This is a genomic window from Bradyrhizobium sp. USDA 4451, assembly GCF_054822585.1.
The window spans coordinates 1,794,501-1,810,748 of record NZ_JBTRCH010000001.1; the positions used below are offsets into that span (position 1 = coordinate 1,794,501).

General features: G+C 64.4%; 18 protein-coding genes and 1 pseudogene. 12 read left to right on the forward strand and 7 right to left on the reverse strand.

The features are described 5' to 3' along the window. Nucleotides 1–223 precede the first annotated feature (223 nt). From dnaK to ACVMB0_RS08295, 8 genes are all read left to right on the forward strand, one after another. The gene (gene dnaK / locus ACVMB0_RS08260) at nt 224–2,125 is read left to right on the forward strand and encodes a molecular chaperone DnaK (protein ID WP_456751319.1); all 1,902 of its coding nucleotides are present in this window, start codon (nt 224–226) and stop codon (nt 2,123–2,125) included. 176 nt (nt 2,126–2,301) lie between these two features. After that, nucleotides 2,302–3,429, forward strand: a complete 1,128-nt coding sequence (gene dnaJ / locus ACVMB0_RS08265; protein ID WP_456751318.1) for a molecular chaperone DnaJ — start codon at nt 2,302–2,304, stop codon at nt 3,427–3,429. 99 nt (nt 3,430–3,528) lie between these two features. Continuing rightward, nucleotides 3,529–4,131 (forward strand): class I SAM-dependent methyltransferase, encoded by a 603-nt coding sequence (locus ACVMB0_RS08270; protein ID WP_021078192.1) that lies wholly within the window; start codon nt 3,529–3,531, stop codon nt 4,129–4,131. A gap of 130 nt (nt 4,132–4,261) precedes the next feature. Beyond that, nucleotides 4,262–4,840 (forward strand): NADPH-dependent FMN reductase, encoded by a 579-nt coding sequence (locus ACVMB0_RS08275; protein WP_456751317.1) that lies wholly within the window; start codon nt 4,262–4,264, stop codon nt 4,838–4,840. Between the two features lie 6 nt (nt 4,841–4,846). Next, nucleotides 4,847–5,557: an orotidine-5'-phosphate decarboxylase gene (gene pyrF / locus ACVMB0_RS08280; protein ID WP_461345894.1), complete on the forward strand. Its 711-nt coding sequence runs from the start codon at nt 4,847–4,849 to the stop codon at nt 5,555–5,557. Nucleotides 5,558–5,580: 23 nt separating this feature from the next. Next, entirely contained in the window at nt 5,581–5,883 is a 303-nt protein-coding gene (locus ACVMB0_RS08285) for a DUF1330 domain-containing protein (RefSeq protein WP_456751315.1), read from the forward strand. Nucleotides 5,884–5,948: 65 nt separating this feature from the next. Continuing rightward, entirely contained in the window at nt 5,949–6,761 is an 813-nt protein-coding gene (dapB, locus tag ACVMB0_RS08290) for a 4-hydroxy-tetrahydrodipicolinate reductase (protein ID WP_461345895.1), read from the forward strand. Between the two features lie 47 nt (nt 6,762–6,808). Then, the gene (locus ACVMB0_RS08295) at nt 6,809–7,432 is read left to right on the forward strand and encodes a 2,3-bisphosphoglycerate-dependent phosphoglycerate mutase (RefSeq protein ID WP_456751313.1); all 624 of its coding nucleotides are present in this window, start codon (nt 6,809–6,811) and stop codon (nt 7,430–7,432) included. Between the two features lie 133 nt (nt 7,433–7,565). Here ACVMB0_RS08295 and ACVMB0_RS08300 read toward each other — a convergent pair whose 3' ends face one another. Further along, nucleotides 7,566–8,462: a methylated-DNA--[protein]-cysteine S-methyltransferase gene (locus ACVMB0_RS08300; RefSeq protein WP_456756366.1), complete on the reverse strand. Its 897-nt coding sequence runs from the start codon at nt 8,460–8,462 to the stop codon at nt 7,566–7,568. On the opposite strand from ACVMB0_RS08300, the gene ACVMB0_RS08305 reads away from it, so the two are divergent. Continuing rightward, on the forward strand, nt 8,461–8,592 hold the full coding sequence (locus ACVMB0_RS08305) for a hypothetical protein (protein ID WP_456756605.1): 132 nt from the start codon (nt 8,461–8,463) through the stop codon (nt 8,590–8,592). The two genes, ACVMB0_RS08300 and ACVMB0_RS08305, sit on opposite strands and share 2 nt — an antisense overlap. Here ACVMB0_RS08305 and ACVMB0_RS08310 read toward each other — a convergent pair. Beyond that, nucleotides 8,574–9,134 (reverse strand): DUF2244 domain-containing protein, encoded by a 561-nt coding sequence (locus tag ACVMB0_RS08310; protein WP_461345896.1) that lies wholly within the window; start codon nt 9,132–9,134, stop codon nt 8,574–8,576. The genes ACVMB0_RS08305 and ACVMB0_RS08310 overlap by 19 nt on opposite strands. A gap of 22 nt (nt 9,135–9,156) precedes the next feature. Here ACVMB0_RS08310 and nth point away from each other — a divergent pair, with 22 nt between their 5' ends. Beyond that, nucleotides 9,157–9,942, forward strand: a complete 786-nt coding sequence (nth, locus tag ACVMB0_RS08315) for an endonuclease III (protein WP_456751311.1) — start codon at nt 9,157–9,159, stop codon at nt 9,940–9,942. Nucleotides 9,943–10,047: 105 nt separating this feature from the next. Here nth and ACVMB0_RS08320 read toward each other — a convergent pair whose 3' ends face one another. The 4 genes and pseudogenes from ACVMB0_RS08320 to ACVMB0_RS08335 all read right to left on the reverse strand — a co-directional run bounded on the left by ACVMB0_RS08320 (nt 10,048) and on the right by ACVMB0_RS08335 (nt 13,361). Further along, nucleotides 10,048–10,800, reverse strand: coding sequence for a sulfate transporter family protein (locus ACVMB0_RS08320; RefSeq protein WP_456751310.1), 753 nt, complete (start codon nt 10,798–10,800; stop codon nt 10,048–10,050). A 74-nt stretch (nt 10,801–10,874) separates the two neighbouring features. After that, nucleotides 10,875–11,495 (reverse strand): MFS transporter, encoded by a 621-nt coding sequence (locus tag ACVMB0_RS08325; protein ID WP_461349619.1) that lies wholly within the window; start codon nt 11,493–11,495, stop codon nt 10,875–10,877. Nucleotides 11,496–11,598: 103 nt separating this feature from the next. Continuing rightward, a pseudogene (locus ACVMB0_RS08330) lies at nt 11,599–12,288 on the reverse strand (MFS transporter); the annotation flags it as partial. Between the two features lie 149 nt (nt 12,289–12,437). Next, nucleotides 12,438–13,361, reverse strand: coding sequence for a LysR family transcriptional regulator (locus tag ACVMB0_RS08335; RefSeq protein WP_456751308.1), 924 nt, complete (start codon nt 13,359–13,361; stop codon nt 12,438–12,440). A 122-nt stretch (nt 13,362–13,483) separates the two neighbouring features. On the opposite strand from ACVMB0_RS08335, the gene ACVMB0_RS08340 reads away from it, so the two are divergent. Next, a complete protein-coding gene (locus ACVMB0_RS08340) occupies nt 13,484–14,653 on the forward strand; it encodes a CaiB/BaiF CoA transferase family protein (protein ID WP_461345897.1) in 1,170 nt (389 codons plus the stop codon). Nucleotides 14,654–14,660: 7 nt separating this feature from the next. Further along, a complete protein-coding gene (locus ACVMB0_RS08345; RefSeq protein WP_461345898.1) occupies nt 14,661–15,602 on the forward strand; it encodes a beta/alpha barrel domain-containing protein in 942 nt (313 codons plus the stop codon). Between the two features lie 100 nt (nt 15,603–15,702). On the opposite strand, the gene nikR is transcribed toward ACVMB0_RS08345, so the two are convergent. Continuing rightward, on the reverse strand, nt 15,703–16,146 hold the full coding sequence (nikR, locus tag ACVMB0_RS08350) for a nickel-responsive transcriptional regulator NikR (protein ID WP_461345899.1): 444 nt from the start codon (nt 16,144–16,146) through the stop codon (nt 15,703–15,705). Between the last annotated feature and the right edge of the window lie 102 nt (nt 16,147–16,248).

The following is a 16,248-nucleotide window of genomic DNA, read 5'->3' on the forward strand; positions in this document are numbered from 1 at the left end:
GGTTGCCTCGGGCCTTGAACCGCCGCCGCAGCCGGGCTGACACAATCTTTCAAACGTCAGTCTTTTCAGGCTTCAACGTTGCGTCCAGTCCTTGCGGGCAGGACCCTCTCTCCTATATCAGGCTCACCGTCGCAATATCGCGAGTATGTGAACGTCTGGGGGTTCGGTACGGAGCGCCGTCAGGGCCCAACCAACCTGCCGTAGCAAAGAGGATATCAAAACCATGGGTAAGGTCATTGGGATCGACCTCGGCACCACGAATTCGTGCGTCGCCGTAATGGATGGCAAGAACGCCAAGGTGATCGAGAATGCCGAGGGCATGCGAACGACGCCGTCGATCGTTGCTTTCACTGACGATGGCGAGCGCCTCGTCGGCCAGCCGGCGAAGCGCCAGGCGGTGACCAATCCCGAGCGTACGTTCTTCGCGGTGAAGCGCCTGATCGGCCGCCGCTACGACGACCCGATGGTCGAGAAGGACAAGAAGCTCGTCCCCTACAAGATCGTCAAGGCATCGAACGGCGACGCCTGGGTCGAAGCCGATGGCAAGACCTATTCGCCCTCGCAGGTCTCGGCCTTCATCCTGCAGAAGATGAAGGAGACCGCTGAGGCGCATCTCGGCCAGAAGGTCGATCAGGCCGTCATCACGGTTCCCGCTTATTTCAACGACGCGCAGCGTCAGGCCACCAAGGACGCCGGCAAGATCGCCGGCCTCGAAGTGCTGCGCATCATCAACGAGCCGACCGCAGCCGCGCTCGCCTACGGTCTCGACAAGTCGAAGTCCGGCACGATCGCCGTGTACGACCTCGGCGGCGGCACCTTCGACGTCTCGATCCTCGAGATCGGCGACGGCGTGTTCGAGGTGAAGTCGACCAACGGCGACACCTTCCTCGGCGGTGAAGATTTCGACATGCGCCTGGTCGGCTATCTCGCCGACGAGTTCCAGAAGGAGCAGGGCATCAACCTGCGCAACGACAAGCTCGCTTTGCAGCGCCTGAAGGAAGCTGCGGAGAAGGCCAAGATCGAGCTGTCGTCGACCACGCAGACCGAAATCAACCTGCCGTTCATCACGGCGGACCAGACCGGTCCGAAGCATCTGACGATGAAGCTGACCCGCGCCAAGTTCGAGGCGCTGGTGGCCGACCTCGTCGAGAAAACCATCGAGCCGTGCCGCAAGGCGCTGAAGGATGCCGGCCTGACCGCCGGTGAGATCGGCGAAGTGGTGCTGGTCGGCGGCATGACCCGCATGCCGAAGATCCAGGAAGTCGTGAAGCAGTTCTTCGGCAAGGAGCCGCACAAGGGCGTCAATCCCGACGAAGTCGTCGCGATCGGTGCTGCGATCCAGGCAGGCGTGCTGCAGGGCGACGTCAAGGACGTGCTGCTGCTCGACGTGACCCCGCTGTCGCTGGGCATCGAGACGCTGGGCGGCGTGTTCACCCGCATCATCGACCGCAACACCACGATCCCGACCAAGAAGAGCCAGGTGTTCTCGACCGCCGAAGACAATCAGGGCGCCGTCACCATCCGGGTCTTCCAGGGCGAGCGCGAGATGGCGGCCGACAACAAGATGCTCGGCCAGTTCGACCTGATGGGCATTCCGCCGGCTCCGCGCGGCATGCCGCAGATCGAGGTGACCTTCGACATCGACGCCAACGGCATCGTCAACGTCTCGGCCAAGGACAAGGCGACCGGCAAGGAACAGCAGATCCGGATCCAGGCATCCGGCGGTCTGTCCGAAGCCGACATCGACAAGATGGTCAAGGACGCCGAGGCCAACGCGGCCGAGGACAAGAAGCGCCGCGAAGCCGTCGACGCCAAGAACCATGCCGACGGCCTGGTTCATTCGACCGAGAAGGCTCTGGCCGAACACGGCTCGAAGATCCCGGACACCGATCGTCGGGCGATCGAGGACGCCGTCAGCGATCTCAAGGAAGCGCTGAAGGGCGATGACGCCGAGGCGATCAAGGCCAAGACCAACACCTTGGCGCAGGCTTCGATGAAGCTCGGCGAAGCCATGTACAAGCAGCAGGCCGAGGCCGATGCGGCCAAGGACGCTGCCAAGGATGACGTTGTCGACGCGGAGTTCACCGAGGTCGACGACGACAAGAACAGCAAGAAGTCTGCCTAAGCGGATTTGCGATCATGACCCTCACACCAATGAGCACGCCAGGCGTCTCGGAGGAGTGGGGGTCATTTTTCTTTAAGGCGATCGCTGCATCTTCGAGACAGCCGCAATCCTTGCAGGCGCAGTTCTTGCAGACCTGGTCCTGGGCGATGGCCACGAACTTCGGACGGAATTGAAGGATGTCGACCAAGCGCTGCTACTACGAGACTCTCGAGGTCGATCGGAACGCGGACGAGACCAAGCTGAAATCGGCTTTCCGCAAGCTCGCAATGAAGTGGCATCCGGACAGGAATCCTGGCGACGCCACCAGCGAGGTCCGGTTCAAGGAAATCAACGAAGCCTACGAGGTGCTGAAGGACGGCGACAAGCGCGCCGCCTATGACCGCTTCGGCCACGCCGCCTTCGAACAGGGCATGGGTGGCGGCGGCCCCGGCTTCGGCGCCGGCTTCGCTTCATCCTTCTCCGACATCTTCGAGGATCTGTTCGGCATGGCCGGGCAGCGCCGCAGCGGCGGCCGCGAACGCGGCGCCGATCTGCGCTACAACATGGAGATCACGCTCGAGGAGGCCTTCCAGGGCAAGACCGCGCAGATCGAGATCCCGGTCTCGGTCACCTGCGAATCCTGCTCGGGCACCGGCGCCAAGGCCGGCACCAAGCCGAAGACCTGCTCGCATTGCGGCGGCGCCGGCCGGATCCGGCAGGCCCAGGGCTTCTTCACGCTGGAGCGGACCTGCCCCGGCTGTCAGGGCCGCGGCCAGATGATCGAGGACGCCTGCGCGTCCTGCGCCGGCTCCGGCCGGGTGACGCGCGAGCGCACGCTGTCGGTCAACATTCCACCGGGAGTCGAAGACGGCACCCGCATCCGTCTCGCCGGCGAAGGCGAAGCCGGCGTCCGCGGCGGACCGCCCGGCGACCTCTACATCTTCCTGTCGCTGACCACGCACCAGTTCTTCCAACGTGATGGCGCCGACCTGCACTGCCGCGTGCCGATCTCGATGGTGACCGCAGCGCTCGGCGGCGAATTCGAGGTGCCGACCATCGACAAGGGCAAGACCAAGGTGAAGGTGCCGGCTGGCACCCAGTCGAGCCGACGATTCCGCATTGCATCAAAAGGCATGCCGGTGCTGCGCTCGCGCCAGACCGGTGACATGTATGTCCAGGTCGTGGTCGAAACCCCGCAGAATCTGACCAAGAAGCAGCAGGAATTGCTGATGGAGTTCGAAAAACTGTCGTCCGGCGCAACCCAGCCGGAGGCTGCGGGTTTCTTCTCTAAGGTCAAGGACTTCTTCGGAAGCCGCTCCGCCTAGCCGCAGTCGTTCTGCTTGACCGTAACGGCTTCGATCTATACGTGTTTATGACTGTTTTCTGACAACCGCTCGATTGTGCGGTCCCCGCCTGGTAGCGACATGCCTTTGCAATCGTCCGTGCGTGCGTCGAAGAAGCCCCTCCGTCTCGACGACGAGGTTCGTTTTCTCCGTTCATGGATCGAGAAGCCGCTGCACATGGGCGCGGTGATGCCGTCCGGCCGGCTGCTTGCGCGCACCATGGCGCAATATGTCGATGCTGATGCGGAAGGGCCGGTTGTCGAGCTTGGACCCGGCACCGGTGCGATCACCAACGCGCTGATCGAGCACGGCGTTGACCAGAAGCGACTCGTGCTGGTCGAATACAATCCCGGCTTCTGCGCGCTGCTGCGCGAACGCTATCCGCAGGCCAAGGTGGTCCAGGGTGACGCCTACAGGCTGCGCGATACGCTGTGGGACGTGATGAAGTCTCCGGCCTCTGCCGTGGTCTCCGGCCTGCCGCTGGTCACCAAGCCGATGCTGACCCGCCTGAAGCTGATCCGTGACGCCTTCCTCGCGCTCGCGCCCGGCGCGCCCTTCGTCCAGTTCACCTATTCGGTGGCGCCCCCGATTCCGAAGTCACTGCCGGGCGTATCCACGGAGGCCTCCGAGCGGATCTGGATGAACCTTCCGCCCGCGCGGGTCTGGGTGTATCGCAAGGGCTGACGCGTAGTCCGCAAAAGTGGGTACCGGTTTTGCGCATGGAATACGCGTAGAATCTTAGCTAAGAGCATTTTCAAGGAAAATGCTCGCCGGCGCCGTCGCGCCGGGTGCACCTTCCACCTGCGATTTCGAAATGTCCGCGCTGAAAATCCTCGTGATCCCGGGATCGCTGCGATCAGGCTCGCTCAATGCGAAGCTGGCGGCTGTGCTGGCGCATGAATTGGCGCAGCTGGGCGCCGACGTCAGTCGCATCTCGCTCGGCGATTTTCCGTTGCCGATCTATGACGGCGACCTGCAGGTCAAATCGGGCGTGCCGCAGCATGCCGTCAATCTGAAGCGGATGATCGGCGCCCATCATGGCGTGCTGATCGTGACGCCCGAATATAATTCCTCGGTGCCGGCGCTGGTGAAGAACACCATCGACTGGGTCAGCCGCGTGCAGGATCCGCAGGAAGCCCGCGGCCAGGTGTTCCACGGCCGGGCCTTCGCGATCGCAGCCGCATCCGGCAACCGGCTCGGCGGCACGCGCGCATTGGCGGCGCTGCGCCTGATCCTGTCGGCGTGCCACGCCACCGTGATCCCGAACCAGCTCGCGCTGTCATTCGCCGAGCAGGCCTATGACGATATGGATCGTCTGAAGCACCAGGGCGATATCGACGCGATGCGCGCGCTGGTGCGGCAGCTGATCGACCATTCTCAACGCATGATGTGAGGTGACATGCAGCCAGCCAAGATCGCACCCAGAGACCGGTTGATTGCGGCGCTCGATTTGCCGTCGGTCGCTGCGGCCGAGACGATGATCGACAGGCTCGGCGACAGCGTCACCTTCTACAAGATCGGCTATCAGCTCGGTTACGCCGGCGGCCTTACGCTCGCAAAGCAGCTTACCGGCAGCGGCAAGAAGGTCTTCCTTGACCTGAAGATGCACGACATCGGCAACACGGTCGCGCGCGGCGTCGAAAGCGTCGCCGGTCTCGGCGCAACCTTCCTCACCGTGCATGCCTATCCGCAGACCATGAAGGCCGCGGTCGAGGCCCGTGCCGGCTCCAGCCTGAAAATCCTCGCGGTGACGGTGCTGACCTCCTACGACGACGCAGACCTTCATGCCGCAGGCTATCGCCTCAGTGTCTCCGAGCTGGTCGAGGCGCGCGCCAGGCAGGCCCAGGCACTCGGCGTCGACGGCCTCGTCAGCTCGCCTGAGGAAGCCGCCGCGCTGCGCAAGATCGTCGGCGCGCAGATGAACCTGGTGACCCCGGGCATCCGCCCGGCGGGCTCGGCGACCGGCGACCAGAAGCGCATCATGACGCCGGCCCGCGCCATTGCCGCCGGCGCCGACTATCTGGTGGTCGGCCGTCCGGTGATGGAAGCCGCCGATCCGAAGGCTGCCGCCGAAGCCATCCACGCCGAGATCGCCCAGGCGCTCGCCTGAACCAACAACAAGGGAGAAAAGAGATGGCCAAGGGATACTGGATCGGACGTGTCGACGTTCACAATGACGAGGGCTACAAGCCCTACGCGATCGCCAACCTTGCGATCTTCAAGAAGTTCGGCGGCCGCTACGTGGTGCGCGGCGGCCAGCTCAATTGCGTCGAGGGCCAGAGCCGCTCGCGCAACGTCGTGATCGAATTCCCCGACTATGCGACCGCGATGGCCTGCTACAATTCGCCGGAATACCAGGCCAACATCAAGGTGCGGCAGCCGCATTCGGTTGCCGACCTCATCATCATCGAGGGCTATGACGGCCCGCAGCCCTGATCGGGGCCAGCCGGTTCGGTTGCCGGAACAGCCCTGGCTCGCTATATCGCGTGGAGAGGTGAGCCATGGCTGACATGCGTTTGATTGTTGCGGGAGCTGGCGGTCGAATGGGCCGTACGCTGACGCGGGTGATTTCCGAAACCCCGGGGGCGGTGCTGGTCGGAGCCCTGGAAGCGCCGGGCTCGGAGCTGCTCGGCAAGGATGCCGGGATGCTCGCCGGCCTGCCCGCCAACGACGTCAAGCTGTCGGCCGACCTGTGGTCGATGTCGGCGGCCGCCGACGGCATCCTGGATTTCACCGTGCCGGCCGCGACCATCGCCAATGTCGCGATCGCGGCCGAGCGCGGCCTTGTCCATGTCATCGGTACCACCGGCCTGTCGTCGTCCGACGATGCCGTGATCCGCAGCGTCACCGATCGCGCCATCGTGGTGAAGTCGGGCAATATGAGCCTCGGCGTCAATCTGCTCGCCGCGCTGGTCAAGCGCGTTGCACAGTCGCTCGACCAGAGCTTTGACATCGAAATTCTCGAACTGCATCACAAATCCAAGATCGACGCGCCGTCGGGTACGGCCCTGATGCTCGGCGAAGCCGCCGCCGCCGGCCGCAAGATCGCGCTCGATCAGCATTCGGCGCGCGGCCGCGATGGCCTGACCGGCGCGCGGCGTGCGGGCGATATCGGCTTTGCCTCGTTGCGCGGCGGCACCGCGGCCGGCGATCACAGCGTGATCTTTGCCGGGCCCTCGGAGCGCATCACGCTATCGCACCATGCCGAGGATCGCGCGCTGTTCGCGCAGGGTGCGCTGAAGGCGGCGCTGTGGGCGCATGGCAAGAAGCCCGGCATGTATTCGATGTCCGATGTCCTCGGCCTGAGCGACTGAGACCGCTCGACGAGATCAAATCCAGCCAAGCGAAAACGGAATCTGAAATGAGTGATCGTCTTCTTGTGCTCGTTCGTCACGGCCAGAGTGAATGGAATCTGAAGAACCTGTTCACCGGATGGAAGGACCCCGATCTCACCGAGCAGGGCATCGCCGAGGCCAACGACGCCGGCCGCAAGCTGAAGGCGCAGGGTCTGTCGTTCGATGTCGCCTTCACCTCCGATCTCACCCGCGCGCAGCACACGCTGAAGCTGATGCTGGAGCAGATCGGCCAGACCGGACTGCCGACGACGAAGAATCTCGCGCTCAACGAACGCGATTACGGCGATCTCTCCGGCCTCAACAAAGACGACGCCCGCAAGAAGTGGGGCGAGGATCAGGTCCTGATCTGGCGCCGTTCCTATGACGTGCCGCCGCCCGGCGGCGAAAGCCTGAAGGACACGCTGGCGCGCACGCTGCCCTATTACGTCCAGGAGATCCTGCCCGGTGTGCTGCGCGGCCAGCGCACCCTGATCGCCGCCCATGGCAATTCGCTGCGCGCGCTGATCATGGTGCTGGAGAAGCTGACCCCGGAGCAGATCCTCAAGCGCGAGCTCGCGACCGGCGCGCCGGTGGTCTATCGGCTCAACGCCGATTCGACCGTTGCATCGAAGGTCGATCTGGCGGGGTAGGCATCGTGTGATCCGTCATGAGGAGCGCGAAGCGCGTCTCGACGGATGAATCGGCCCCGCTCGTGGCCGTCGACCCTTCGAGACGCGCGCAAGAGCGCGCTCTTCAGGGTGACGGTGAAAGAGCGGGTCCGCATTAATGCAATCCGACCTGGCCGGCTTCCCAGCCGAGCATCGCCTGCTTGCGGGTGACGCCCCAGTGATAGCCAGTCAGCGCACCGCTCTTGCCGAGTGCGCGATGGCAGGGCACCACGAACGACACCGGGTTGCGGCCGACCGCGGCGCCGACGGCGCGCGAGGCCTTTGGATTGCTGATCTTGCAAGCAATGTCGGAATAGCTCACCGCGCGGCCCATCGGGATCTTGAGCAGCGTCTCCCAGACCCGCACCTCGAAGTCGGTGCCGATCAGCACGACGCGCAGCGGCTGGTCCGCCCGCCACAGCTTCGTGTCGAACACGCGCTGGGCCAATGCGGTGGTGCCGTCGGTGTCCTCGACATAAGTCGCGTTCGGCCAGCGCCGCTTCATGTCGGCGAACGCGGTCTGCTCGCCGCCGGAATCGGCGAAGGCCAGTCCCGCGAGTCCGCGATCGGTTGCGATCACGATCGCGGTGCCGAACGGCGACGGGTGGAAGCCGTAGCGCAGGGTCATGCCGCCGCCGCCGGTCTTCCATTCGCCCGGCGACATCGCCTCGTGGGTGACGAACAGATCGTGCAGCCGCCCCGGGCCCGAGAGACCGGAGTCGAGTGCCGCGTCGAGCACGCTGGCGGAATCGCGCAACAGGTTCTTGGCGTGATCGAGCGTCAGCGCCTGCATGAAAGCCTTCGGCGTCAGCCCGGCCCAGCGGCGGAACAGATGGTGCAGTTCATCCGGCGTGACGGCGGCGGCATCGGCCATCGCTTCGATGGTCGGCTGCGTGCGCCAATGCTCCGAGATGAACGCGATGGCGCGCCGCACCGAGTCGTAGTCGCGCAGGGCGGCGCTCTGAAAGCCCGGCTTGGCCAGGCGCTGGTCATGTATCGCGAGTGTCATCATGGTGTCTGATTTAGGAGCCATGGCGCGTCCAAACCACCCGATTTCTGACAAGCACGATCCGGAAGAGTGGGACCGGTTTTCCGGCAAGATCATGCTCAAAAATGAGCTCGATCAAGCAATTGGATTGTAGGTGGGCCCGCGTTTCGCGGTATTCAATGCGGCAGTCAAGGCTTTGGAAAAGCTCGCCTTTTCGTCTGGGCTCAAGAAACTGCCGACGCTGACCCGGCGGCCCCGGGACACCAGGTAAAGCCGCTCGATGCCGAACTCCTCATGCGCGATCTGCTCGAACCGGACCCAGAGCGGATTGAGCACCCATTCCGCGACATGGCCGCGGTGGCTGACCCGGCGGATCCTCAGTTCCGACGGCGTCACGGTGATCTCCTCGCTCGCCTTGGCGGTACGAAAATTGACCTTGAATGCCCAGTAGATCACCAGCACGTCGAGGCCGAAGAAGCCGAAGATCGGCCAGGCGCCCAGCCACCAGAACACCGCGCCTGCGATGAAGCTGATCACGGTGACGAGCGACATCAGCACGATGAAGCCGGTGCGGTTCAGCGAGCGGTGCGGCGTCAGCAGCGCCGAGAACAGCTTTGGCTCCGCCTCAGGCGCATCCGCCTCGAGGTCATTGGTCCCGCGGTCGTCGCCCGGATCAAAGTCGTTGCCTGCGGTCATGACGTATCAGTATATCCCGTTCATGGCCAAAATCATCCGCTCACAACGCGTCAGCACGCCAAGCGTTCGGTCCGCGCCCAAGAAGAAGGCCGCGAAAGCGGCAAAGCCGCTGTCCAAACGCGCGGCAAAGAAGCCGGCGACCAAGGCCGCCAGGAAGGTCGCCAAGCCAAAGCCATGGACGGCGGAGGAGGTCTACGAGGTCTTCGACCGGTTCCGCAAAGCCAATCCGGAGCCGAAGGGCGAGCTCGAACATCTCAACCCCTACACGCTGCTGGTTGCGGTGGTGCTGTCGGCGCAGGCGACCGATGCCGGCGTCAACAAGGCAACCCGGCCGCTGTTTGAGGTCGCCGACACGCCGGAGAAGATGGTTGAGCTCGGCGAAGACAGGCTGCGCGACTACATCAAGACCATCGGGCTCTATCGCAACAAGGCCAGGAATGTCATCGCGCTGTCCGAAAAGCTGATTGCCGAATTCGGCAGCGAGGTGCCGCGCACCCGCGCCGAAATCGAATCATTGCCCGGTGCCGGCCGCAAAACCGCGAACGTCGTGCTCAACATGGCGTTCGGTGAGCGCACGATGGCAGTCGACACCCATGTCTTTCGCGTCGGCAACCGCACCGGTCTGGCGCCGGGCAAGACGCCGCTCGAGGTCGAGCTCGGGTTGGAGAAGGTGATCCCGACCGAGTTCATGCTGCACGCCCATCACTGGCTGATCCTGCATGGCCGTTATACCTGCCTCGCCCGCGGGCCGCGCTGCGAAGTATGTCTGATCAATGATCTCTGCCGGTGGCCGGAGAAGACCGTCTGAGCATTGACGGCTCCTGGCCGCCTTTGATCACGCGCGCATGTGCCGCCTGGCTTCGTGAAGAATGTGATGCGCAGGATCGGTCTGGAGTCGACCTCACCGCGCCGATCACCGCATCGAGATTCCCTGACGCCGGTCCGGCTCGATCAATTCGCGGCGCGGGCCTGACAGCCGCTTGTACATGTGCACCATGAAGGCCATGCCGAACAATGGCGTCGCCAGATTGACGATCGGGATCGAGACGAAGGCCGCGATGAACAGGCCGGCGGTGAACACGGTCGCCGCATTCTCCTTGCGCATCGCCTTGGCGTCATCAGGCGAGCGGAACCGCATCGCCACGAGCTCGAAATATTCGCGGCCGAGCAGCCACGCGGTCGCGATGAAGAAGATGATGAAGCCCGCGCCCGCGAACAGCACGAACGGCAGGGCGACCAGATAGACCAGGATGGTCAGCAGCGCCGTCTTGATACCCTCGATGGTCGCGAGCGTGACCGGCAGCGCCACGCCGGGATGGTCGGCCGGATAATGCTCGCGCTCGACATGGTCGGCGACATCGTCGACGAACAGGCTGGCCACCAGCGAGGTGATCGCGGGCATCAGGAAGATGCCACCGAGCACGACGCCGAGGCCGGCCGAGATCGAGATGATCCAGGACAGCACATGCAGCGTGGAATGGAAATTGGGGCCGAGCATGCCTTCTGCCCAGACCTCGCCGGCATCGGCAAGCCAGCTCAGCAGCCGCTGCAATCCGATTGCCAGCACGGTGATCAGCACCAGCGCAAGCCCGATCGAGCGCCACAGGATGCTGCGCATCGGCGGCGACAGGATTTGCGAAAGCGCCTTGACGGCGGCGTCGAACACGACCGGGTTACCTCTGGCAAGTGGACGTGCGAGAGGTAGCCACCCATTATGGCTTCGGCAAGTGCCGAAAGGTTCTAGGCGTCGAGCGGCTTGCCGCGGACGTGGGGTCCCCAGACACCAATGGCAATGATCACGATCACCATCGCGGCGGTGATCAGGCCGAACACCCCGATGACGCCGGCCTCCTTCAACATGAACGCCACGATGAAGCCGGAGAAGGTCGCGCTGAGCCGGCTCATCGAATAGACGAGGCCCGCCGCGCGGGCCCGGATCGCGGTCGGGAACACCTCGGTCTGGTAGGCATGATAGGCGTAGGACAGCGTCATGTTGGCGCCGGTCACCAGCACGCCGCTCGCAATCAGCAGCACCGGTTCGGTGAGCTGCGCGAAGGCGAGGCCGAACACCGAGATCGCTGCGGCCGCGCCGCAAATGATCCATTTGCGTTCGAGGCGGTCGGCGAAGGTTGCGGCCAGCAGCGGCGCCAGCGGATAGGCGACCGCGATGATGAAGGAATATTGCAGGCTCTTGGTGACGTTGATGCCCTTCTCGACCAGCAGCGCCGGAACCCAGTTGGAGAAGCCGTAGACGCCGAACGCCTGGCACAGGTTGAAGATCATGAAGAGCACGACGAGCGAAGCATAAGGCGGCCGGAACAGGTCGGCATAGCCGGTTTCGATCGCCGCGCGTGCCGGCATGGTCGTAGCCGTTGAGGCAGGTCGCGGTGTCGTGGTGCCTGATGCGGCCCTCGAGGGTCCGCATGATTTTTTCGGCCTCGGCTGCACGGCCGTGGCGGGCAAGCCAGAGTGGGCTTTCCGGCACGTAGAGCCGCAGGACCCAGATGATCATGCTGGCGGCGGCGCCGATCAGCGCCACCCAGCGCCAGCCGTCGATGCCGTGGGGCGAGAGCGGCACCAGCCACCACGACAGTGCGACGACGATCGGGACTGCCGACAGCATCACCGCCTGGTTGATCGCAAACGCCCGGCCGCGCATCCAGCTCGGCACCAGCTCGGTGATGTAGGCATCGATGGTGATGACCTCGATGCCGATCCCGATTCCGGCGATGAAGCGCCATAGCAGCAGGCCGCCCGGTGTGGTCTGGCACGCCATGATCACCGACGCCGCGCTGTAGAACAGCAGCGAATATGTGAAGACGGCCTTGCGCCCGTAGTGATCGGCGAGAAAGCCGAGGCAGAAGGTGCCGATGAACAGGCCGGCAAAGGTCGCCGCGACGAAGGCGCCGATCCCGGAAAAGCCGAAGAAGGCCTGCGTCGTCGTGGTCATCAGCCCGCTGCGGGCGAGGCCCGGCGCGATGTAACCTGTGAAGAACAGGTCGTAGATCTCAAAGCAGCCGCCGAGCGAGAGCAGGATCACCAGCCGCCAGACATAACCGGACGCAGGCAGCGCCTCGAGCCGTCGCGAGATCTCGTCGGGCCTGCTTGTCGTCGTGGCAAGATCGATCGCAGAGCCGACATCGACGGCGCTCATTCCGCTCCTCCCCAGGTGCGCTGGCGGCAGCCTTTCTTGGGAAGGCGTACCGGTTCGGCCATGTTTGGCAGCCGGGAGCCAGAAATCCAGACGAACATATCGAAGGGATCGTTCGATATTTTCGATGGGGCTATCCGACACGCGCGATTCTAGATCAGAAGCGTCGCCTCCCAGTCGCCACGGCCCACCTGGTCTGCGATCAGGGCGCGGATCAGCCGGCACATTTCCTCCATGACGTAGGTCATCGGGCGGTTGCGCAAGCGGCAGAGATAAAGCGTGCGGGTCAGCTTCGGTTCGACCACCTCGCGGGCGACCAGCAGCCGGGCCTTCAACGGCTCCTTGACGAAATGCGTCGTCGCGATCGTGCAGCCGAGGCCCGCGGTCAACGCGCCGATCATACCGCTGGTGGAATTGAGGTGCATGATTGCGTTGGCTTCCAGCCGCTTCAGCGGCACCGGATCGTCCAGCAGCGCACGCGCCGACAGCCCATGCCGCAACAGGATCAGCGGCAGCTGCGCGACCTCCTCGAAGCTGATTGGTGCCTTCTTGCCGATCAGCTTCTCGGTGCCGACGCAGAACATCTGCTCCTCCAGCACGGGCTCGGCGATCAGGTCCTTTTCCGAGGGCGGGTTGTAGACCAGCGCGAGATCGACCTCGGAGCTCATCAGATGCAGCAGCGTCGCACCCGACAGGCTCTCGGTCAGCGACAGCTTCAGGTTGGGATATTTCGTCAGCACGGTCCGCATCAGCGGCACGCCGATCGCCTTCATCGCCGAATTGGCCATGCCGATCGAGATGTCGCCGGCGATCGCGCTGCCGCCGTCCTTGATCTCGCGCTCGGCCGCCGCCATCGCGCGCAGGATGATGCGGGCATGTTCATAGAGCCGCTCGCCCGCCGCGGTCGGTTCCATGCCGCGCGGCTTGCGCTCGAACAGCGGCGTGGCGAATTCCGCTTCCAGATTGGCGATGTGGTGGCTGAGCGCGGATTGCGCGACATTGGCCTGATCTGCGGCCCGCGACAGGTTGCGCTGCTCGTAGACCGCGATGAAGTAACGAAGCTGGCGCGAATCCATGCTGGCTCAGCGTTCTAGAACGACGAATGCACTATTCGACAGATTATATTTTTCAGATAGCGTGCGGAAGCCTAACCTGCGCCAAACCACTCAAAACGAGCGCAACGAGCACGGAGAAACCGATGACCGGGAGCGGACTGCCGCTGGAAGGCGTGAGGGTCGTCGAGATGACCCACATGGTGATGGGGCCGACCTGCGGCATGATCCTGGCGCAGCTCGGCGCCGAGGTGATCAAGGTCGAACCCCCCGCAGGTGACAAGACCCGCTCGCTCGGCGGCATGGGCGTCTCGTTCTTCCCGCTGTTCAACCGTGGCAAGCGCAGCGTCGTGCTCGATCTCGCCAAGGCGGACGATCGCGACACGATGCACCAGCTGCTCGCCGGCGCCGACGTGTTTCTGGAGAATTTTCGCGACGGCCAGCTCGACAAGCAGGGGCTCGGCGCAGATGAGTTGCGTGCGAAATATCCGCACCTGATCATCGCCGGCCACAAGGGCTTTCTCTCCGGACCTTACGATCATCGCCCGGCGCTCGACGAGGTCGTGCAGATGATGTCGGGACTCGCAACGATGACCGGCACGCGCGACAAGCCGCAGCGCGTCGGCTCTTCCGCCAACGACATCATGGGCGGCATGTTCGGGGTGATCTCGATCCTTGCCGCGCTCTACCAGAAGCGGGGCGGCAACGGGAACGGCGCCGACATCCGCATCGGTCTGTTCGAGAACTGCCTGTTCCTGGTCGCCCAGCACATGGTCGAGTACGAGATGACCGGGCGCAAGCCGCGCTCGATGCCGGAGCGCGAGCATGCCTGGCCGATCTACGACATCTTCGATGCCGCCAATGGCGACCGCATCTTCATCGGCGTCGTCACCGAAGGCCATTGGCAGAGCTTCTGCCGCGAGTTCGGTCTGGCGGAGCTCGCCGACGATCCGACGCTGCGCTCCACCACCGACCGCATCATGGCGCGCGACCGGATCCTTCCGCGCGTGGCCGAGGTAATCAAAGGCTGGAACGTGGCCGACCTTTCCGCGCGGCTCGACGCGCTCAATATCTGTTTCTCGCCGATCAACCGGCCCGAGGATCTGCTCAGGGATCCGCATGTGCTGCGGCCCGGCGGACTGGTCAACAATGTCAACGCCGACGGCAAGCCGTTCCGCGTCCCCGCGCTGCCGGTTGAGTGGAACGGCCACAATATCGGCGAAGGCCTGACAGTGCCGGTGCTCGGCGCCGATACCGATGCGGTGCGCGCCGAGCTCGCCCAACGGAATATCTCATCAACCGGAAACGCCGCGTGAGGCTGACATGACCCGTGTCCACGATATCTATCCCAACGACAGAGTGAGCCTGCGCGAGGTCGGTCTGCGCGACGGCCTGCAACTGGTGAAGACGTTCCCGTCGACCGAGGCGAAGCAGCGCTGGGTGCGCGACGAATATGCCGCCGGCGTCCGGCATTTCGAAGTCGGCTCGTTCCTGCCGGCGAAAACCTTCCCGCAATTCGTCGATGTCCGCGACGTCGTCGCCGCAATCGCATCGCTGCCCGGCGCGCATGGCGTCGCGCTGGCGTTGAACGAGCGTGGCGTCAACGAGGCGCTGGCGTCTGGCGTCGCCGAGATCGCCTCGGTAGTGTCGGCGACGGAGGAGCATAGCCAGGCCAATGCCAACCGCTCGCGCGAGTCGGCGATCGAGAACATCAAGCGCCTCTGCGAGCTGCGTGACGCCTCTGCGCACAAGCCGCTCGTCAATGCCGCGATCTCGATGGGGCTTGGCTGCTCGATCGTCGGCGCGGTCGATCCGAAGGAGGTGCTGCGCCTCACCGAGAAGCTCTACGAGGTCGGGGTCGACATGGTCGCGATCGCCGATACCGTCGGCTATGCCGGGCCGAAGGCGGTCGGCGAATTGACACGCGGCGCGGTGAAGATCGCCGGCTCCAGGCCGGTCTGCGTGCATTTGCACGACACCCGCGGCATGGGCATCGCGAACGCGTCCGCTGCGCTCGATGAAGGTGCCCGCGTGCTCGACGGTTCGCTCGGCGGCCTCGGCGGCTGCCCGTTCGCGCCGGGCGCGACCGGCAATGTCGTGTTCGAAGACCTCGTCTTCCTGTGCGAGAGCAAGGGATTTCCGACCGGCATCGATCTCCATCGCCTGGTCGAGGTGCGAACGATCCTGAAATCAGAGATGCCGAACGAGCAGCTCTATGGCGGCCTCGCCCGCGCCGGCCTGCCGCGCGGCACCAAGGCGACGTAAGGAGACCCGTAGCCCGGATGGAGCGCAGCGCAATCCGGGACGCTTCGTTCGCGGGCGCAAGATCCCGGACTGCGCTGCGCTTCATCCGGGCTACGAAGTCTCAATCGTGCGTGTGCCGATGACCGCGCTTGCGCGGCTTCTTGTCGGGGACGGTCGGGATCATCACGACGCGGCCGTAGCGCACGCCGCGCTCGGCGATGACGTGGTCGGCGAGATGGCGGACCTCGCCGCTCGGTCCTTTCAGCGCCGTCACCTCCATGCAGCTGTCGTCGTCGAGATGGACATGCAGTGTCGCCAGCGACAGGTCGTGATGGCCGTGGAAATTCTGCACCAGCCGCTTCGACAGATCGCGCGCGGCGTGGTCGTAGACATAGACCAGCGCCGCGACGCATTGCCCTGACGGCGCTTCCTCCGTGCTCTGCTGCAGACCGGCGCGCGCGAGGTCGCGGATGATCTCGGAGCGGTTCTGATAGCCGCGCGCCTCGGCGGCGGCGTCGATCTCCGCGAGCAGATCATCCTCGATGGTGATGGTGATGCGTTGCATGGACTATCCGTGTTGCTGAGCATCAGTATGATATTTTTGTTGTAACATCATACTGTGCTTGCTAGCGTTCGCTGGCCGGGATTGGTTGGACTGGTGCGGTCG